5 protein-coding genes are annotated in these 5810 nt (G+C 70.5%); 3 read left to right on the forward strand and 2 right to left on the reverse strand.

Translation table 11 applies throughout. The annotated features are described in order from the left end of the window. Positions 1-16 precede the first annotated feature (16 nt). Positions 17-1444, reverse strand: a complete 1428-nt coding sequence (gene argH / locus ACWGI8_RS37805) for an argininosuccinate lyase (RefSeq protein WP_453667964.1) — start codon at positions 1442-1444, stop codon at positions 17-19. 85 nt (positions 1445-1529) lie between these two features. Further along, positions 1530-2723 (reverse strand): argininosuccinate synthase, encoded by a 1194-nt coding sequence (locus tag ACWGI8_RS37810; RefSeq protein WP_453667965.1) that lies wholly within the window; start codon positions 2721-2723, stop codon positions 1530-1532. Between the two features lie 272 nt (positions 2724-2995). Between ACWGI8_RS37810 and ACWGI8_RS37815 the strand changes: the two genes are divergently transcribed. Genes ACWGI8_RS37815 through ACWGI8_RS37825 form a run of 3 tightly spaced genes read left to right on the forward strand, consistent with a single transcriptional unit; the run spans position 2996 to position 5633 of the window. Beyond that, positions 2996-4363 carry a ferredoxin reductase family protein gene (locus ACWGI8_RS37815; protein ID WP_453667967.1) on the forward strand — a complete coding sequence of 456 codons (1368 nt, stop codon included), beginning with the start codon at positions 2996-2998 and terminating at the stop codon, positions 4361-4363. Positions 4364-4371: 8 nt separating this feature from the next. After that, positions 4372-4836 (forward strand): FMN-binding protein, encoded by a 465-nt coding sequence (locus tag ACWGI8_RS37820; RefSeq protein WP_453667966.1) that lies wholly within the window; start codon positions 4372-4374, stop codon positions 4834-4836. Positions 4837-4874: 38 nt separating this feature from the next. After that, complete coding sequence (locus ACWGI8_RS37825; protein WP_453667968.1) at positions 4875-5633, forward strand: FAD:protein FMN transferase; 759 nt, start codon at positions 4875-4877, stop codon at positions 5631-5633. Positions 5634-5810: the final 177 nt, after the last annotated feature.

The following is a 5810-nucleotide window of genomic DNA, read 5'->3' on the forward strand; positions in this document are numbered from 1 at the left end:
CTCCGGAGGACCGCCGTCAGATCTTGGCGGTGGCCCAGGCGTGCTGCGTGGCCAGGTCGGCCTTCACCTCGGCGAGCTGGACGGCGACCGCCGACGGGGCCGTACCGCCGCGCCCGTTACGGGACGCGAGCGCGCCCGGGACGTTCAGGACCGTACGGACGTCGGGCGTCAGATGCGGCGAGATCTTGGCGAACTGCTCGTCGGTGAGCTGGTCCAGCTCGATCCCGTGTGCCTCGCACTCCTTGACGCACTCCCCCGCGACCTCGTGCGCCACGCGGAACGGCACGCCCTGCTTGACCAGCCATTCGGCGATGTCCGTGGCGAGCGAGAACCCGGCCGGGGCCAGCTCCTCCATCCGCTCACGGTTGACGGTCAGCGTCGCCATCATCCCGGTGAAGGCCGGGAGCAGGACCTCCAGTTGGTCGCAGGAGTCGAAGACCGGCTCCTTGTCCTCCTGGAGGTCGCGGTTGTACGCGAGCGGCAGCGCCTTCAGCGTGGCGAGCAGGCCGGTGAGATTGCCGATGAGGCGGCCCGACTTGCCGCGCGCCAGCTCGGCGATGTCCGGGTTCTTCTTCTGCGGCATGATCGACGAGCCGGTCGAGAAGGCGTCGTGCAGGGTCACGAAGGAGAACTCCTTCGTGTTCCAGATGATGACCTCCTCGGCGATCCGGGAGAGGTTCACGCCGATCATCGCGGTGATGAAGGCGAACTCGGCGACGAAGTCGCGGGAGGCCGTGCCGTCGATGGAGTTGGCGGCGGAGCCGTGCTCGAAGCCGAGGTCCTTCGCCACCGCCTCCGGGTCGAGGCCGAGGGACGATCCGGCGAGCGCGCCGGAGCCGTACGGGGAGACGGCGGTCCGGTCGTCCCACTGCCGCAGTCGCTCGGCGTCCCGGGACAGGGACTGGACGTGGGCCAGGACGTGGTGGGCGAAGAGGACCGGCTGGGCGTGCTGGAGGTGCGTACGACCCGGCATGGCGACGTCCGGGTGGGCCTCGGCGAGGCCCACCAGCGCGTCCTGGAGCTCGGCGACGAGACCGCCGATGATCCGGGCGTGGTCGCGCAGATACATCCGGAAGAGCGTGGCGACCTGGTCGTTGCGGGACCGGCCGGCGCGCAGTTTGCCGCCGAGGTCCGGGCCGAGGCGCTCCAGCAGACCACGCTCCAGGGCCGTGTGGACGTCCTCGTCGGCGATGGTGCCCACGAAGCTGCCGTCGGCGACGTCCGCTTCGAGCTGGTCGAGCCCCGCGATCATCCGCTCCAGCTCGTCCGCCGTCAGCAGGCCTGCCTTGTTGAGCACGCGCGCATGGGCGCGGGAGCCGGCGATGTCGTACGGCGCGAGGCGCCAGTCGAAGTGGACCGAGGCGGACAGCTTGGCCAGGGCCTCGGCGGGACCGGCGGCGAACCGGCCGCCCCAGAGCCGTACGTCACCGTTGTTGCTGCTCACTTCTCAAGCTCCTCGAAGACTGTGGATGTGCCACCGCCTCCCCGGCACGGAGGAACGGGGAGGCGGTTGGTTCAACGTGCGGGGGTTACGCGAGGTCCCGCTTCGCGGCAATCTTCGACGACAGGCCGAAGATGTCGATGAAGCCCTGGGCCTTCGACTGGTCGAACGTGTCGCCCGAGTCGTACGTCGCCAGGTTGAAGTCGTACAGCGACTGGTCCGACTTCCGGCCGGTGACGACGGCGCGGCCGCCGTGGAGGGTCATCCGGATGTCTCCGGTGACGTGCTGGTTCGCCTCGTTGATGAAGCCGTCCAGGGCGCGCTTGAGCGGCGAGAACCACAGACCGTCGTAGACGAGCTCGCCCCAGCGCTGCTCGACCTGCCGCTTGTAGCGGGCCAGCTCGCGCTCGACCGTGACGTTCTCCAGCTCCTGGTGGGCGGTGATCAGCGCGATCGCGCCCGGCGCCTCGTACACCTCACGGGACTTGATGCCGACGAGCCGGTCCTCGACCATGTCGATCCGGCCGATGCCCTGGGCGCCGGCCCGCTCGTTGAGCTGCTGGATGGCCTGCAGGACGGAGACGGGCTTGCCGTCGATGGCGACCGGGACACCCTCCTTGAAGGTGATGATCACCTCGTCGGCCTCGCGGGCGAGGGCCGGGTTCTGGGTGTACTCGTAGATGTCCTCGATCGGCGCGTTCCAGATGTCCTCCAGGAAGCCGGTCTCGACGGCCCGCCCGAAGACGTTCTGGTCGATGGAGTACGGCGACTTCTTGGTGGTCGCGATCGGGAGCTGCTTCTCCTCGCAGAAGGCGATCGCCTTGTCCCGGGTCATCGCGTAGTCACGGACCGGGGCGATGCACTTCAGGTCGGGGCCGAGGGCCTGGATGCCGGCCTCGAAGCGGACCTGGTCGTTGCCCTTGCCGGTGCAGCCGTGCGCGACGATGCCGGCGTTGTGCTTCTTGGCTGCGGCGACGAGGTGCTTGACGATGGTCGGCCGGGAGAGGGCGGAGACCAGCGGGTACCGGTCCATGTAGAGGGCGTTGGCCTTGATCGCCGGGAGGCAGTACTCCTCGGCGAACTCGTCCTTGGCGTCCGCGACCTCCGCCTCCACGGCACCGCAGGCGAGCGCGCGCTTGCGGATGACGTCCAGGTCCTCGCCGCCCTGGCCGACGTCCACGGCAACGGCGATGACCTCGGCGCCCGTCTCCTCGGCGATCCAGCCGATGGCGACGGAGGTGTCCAGACCGCCCGAGTAGGCGAGTACGACGCGCTCGGTCACGGGGTTCTCCTTACGGTGCATTCGGTGATGGGTATAACTATGCAGACCTCCGTATGTTTTGTCAACGCGGGCGCATATCCAGTGGCCGGGGCCACCCCGGTACGCGGACGGACCGGGGCGCTGCTCCAGGGGCCGCTCCGGCCGACCCTGTCAGCAGGCCCTGCGGACGCCGGGCGCGTACAGGTGACACAAGAGGCCCCGCGTTGAACTCCTCGGCCCTCGTCTCCGTATCCACCAGAGCGATACGGATGAGCCGAGGAGCAGCCGTGACGATGATTCAGAGTGGTCGGGCCGCAAGGCGCCAGACCATGCGCGCGATCCGGCCGCGCCGCAATCCGGCGGCGGTGCTGCTGGCCGCGGCCTGGGCAGGAGCGGCGGCCGTCCTGTGGCTGTGGTGGGAGAACACGGCGGTCGTCCGTATGGACACCGCCGAGTGGCTGGTCGGGGCGGGCCGGATCACGGGCCTGCTCGGCGGTTACATGATCGCGCTCGTGGTGCTGCAGATGGCGCGTGTCCCGGCGCTGGAACGACGTGTGGGTTCCGACCGGTCGGCCCGCTGGCACGCGATGAGCGGCCGGTACGCGATCAGTCTCGTCGTCGCCCATGTCGTACTGACCATCTGGGGTTACTCCGTACAGGGCCGTACCGGCCTCGTCGAGCAGACCGTGACCGTCGTCGTCGACTTCCCCGAAATGATCAAGGCGGTGGTCGGCACCGTCCTCCTGCTGGTGGTCGGCTTCGTGTCGGCAGGTGCGGTGCGCCGCCGGATGCGCTACGAGACCTGGTACTACCTGCATCTGCTGACCTATGCCGCCGTGTACCTGACCTTCTGGCACCAGCTAGCCACCGGCGCCGAGTTCGTGGCGAGTGCGACCGCTCGTACGGTCTGGTACGTGCTGTACGCGGCGGTCGGCGCACTGCTCCTCTGGTACCGCGCCCTGGCACCGGTGCGGCTCAACCTCTGGCACCGGATGCGGGTGGAATCCGTCGTGAACGAGGCCCCCGGTGTGGTCTCCGTGCTGATCACCGGGCGCCGGCTGCACCGGCTCGGCGCCGAGGCGGGTCACTTCTTCCGCTGGCGGTTCCTCACCAGGGGGCTGCGCTGGAGCTCCAATCCGTACTCCCTCTCCGCTCCGCCCCGCCCGGATCTGCTGCGCATCACCGTCAAGGCCGTCGGCGAGCACAGCACGGCACTCGCCCGGCTGGAACCGGGGACGAGGGTCTGGGCCGAGGGACCGTACGGAGCGATGACCGCGGGCCGGCGGAGCCGGAACAAGGTGCTCCTGATCGCCGGCGGGGCCGGCATCACCCCGCTGCGGGCCCTGTTCGAGACGCTGCCGGGCGGCCCCGGTGATGTGTCCCTGCTCTACCGGGCCGGCACGAGGGAGGACCTGGCGCTCTGGAGTGAGCTGCAGCAGATCGCCGAGGCGCGGGAGGCGAAGCTGATGTACGCCGTGAACGGGCCGGACGGGGCACGCCCCCGCATCACCACCGAGCGGCTCAAGGAGGTGCTGCCGGACATCGATCAGCACGACGTCTATCTGTGCGGACCACCCGGTCTCGCCGAGGAGTCGTACCACGCGCTGCGCGCGGCGGGAGTGCCGTCCCGCCGTATCCACCATGAGTCGTTCGAGATGTGAGGCCGTCCGTGAAGAGGAAACACCCCCTGCGCCGGATCCTTCTCGCCGTCGCCGGCACCACGTCGGCCGTCGTGCTGCTCCTGGCCGTCAAACAGCCGGGCACGCCGACGGCGGGTGCGGCGCCGCAGGCCGGCGGCGCCGTACCGCCCGCGGCGTCGGCACCCGCCGGAACCGGCCCCGGCGTCGAGCCCGCGGGCGGGCAGACCGTCCTCGGGGACGAAGCCCCGACCCAGTACGGTCCGGTGCAGGTGCGGCTCACGCTCAGCGGCGGCAGGGTCACCGCGGCCGAGGCCGTCAAGGCACCGTCGTCCGACGCCAACAGCCGGAAGATCGCCGCCACCGCCGTACCGAAGCTCAACAAGGCGGCCGTCGCCGCACAGAGCGCTCGGATCGACACCGTCTCCGGAGCCTCGTACACGAGCCAGGGCTACGTCACCTCCCTGCAGAGCGCCCTCGACAAGGCCGGCCTGTGACGACGGACCGGGCACGACTGCGCCATGTCGAGCATGCGATGGGCACGGTGTTCTCGTTCGACGTGCGGATGGCCGCCGACTGCGACGGCCCGCGCATGCGCGCCGGACTCGTCGCGGCTGTGGCCGCCCTGCACCGCGCGGACGAGCTTTTCTCGACCTACCGCCGGGACAGCGAGATCAGCAGGCTCGCCAGGGGGGAACTCGCTTTGGTGGACTGCGCGCCCGACGTGATCGAGGTGCTCGGGCTCTGCGAGACGGAGGAGCGGCTGAGCCACGGCTGGTTCACCGCCGGGTACGGGGGCGGGAACGGACTCGACCCCACCGGCCTGGTCAAGGGCTGGGCGGTGGAACGCGCGGCGCGCATGCTCGCCTCGTCCGGTGCCGCCGCGGTCTGCCTCAACGGCGGGGGCGACATCCAGTTGCACGGCGGGCCGTGGCGGGTCGGCATCTCGGACCCGCTGTCCCCCGGTGGGCTGGTCGCGGTGGTCGCGACCGACGAAAGCCTCGCCGTCGCCACATCGGGTCCGGCCGAACGCGGCTGCCACATCGTCGATCCGCACACGGGCGCCCCGCCGGCCGGCGCTCTCGCCTCGCTCACCGTCGTGACACCGGGCCTGACCCGGGCGGACGCCCGGGCGACGGCCGCGTACGCCATGGGCGAGCGGGCCCGCGACTGGCTGGAGGGGCTGCCGGACACGGAGGGCTTCGCCGTCGCCGCGGACGGCAGCACCTGGCAGACCCGTGGCTTCGCCCGTCATCTGGCGAAGCAGGACCACCCGGACGCACCAGCCGCCTAGGGCGTGTTGCGAAAGTCCCGCCTGGCACGCGACGCCTGGCACGCACTCCCCCGTAGCCCTTCGGGCACGGGAGGTGCCCCCACGCTGCGTTGTCGGACTCATCCAAGTACGCCCAGTACGAGGATGATCTCCCCCAGAGCTGCGCCTGGGAGGTGCCCCCACCGCCTTGCGATCGCA

The organism is Streptomyces sp. NPDC054841 (assembly GCF_053611045.1).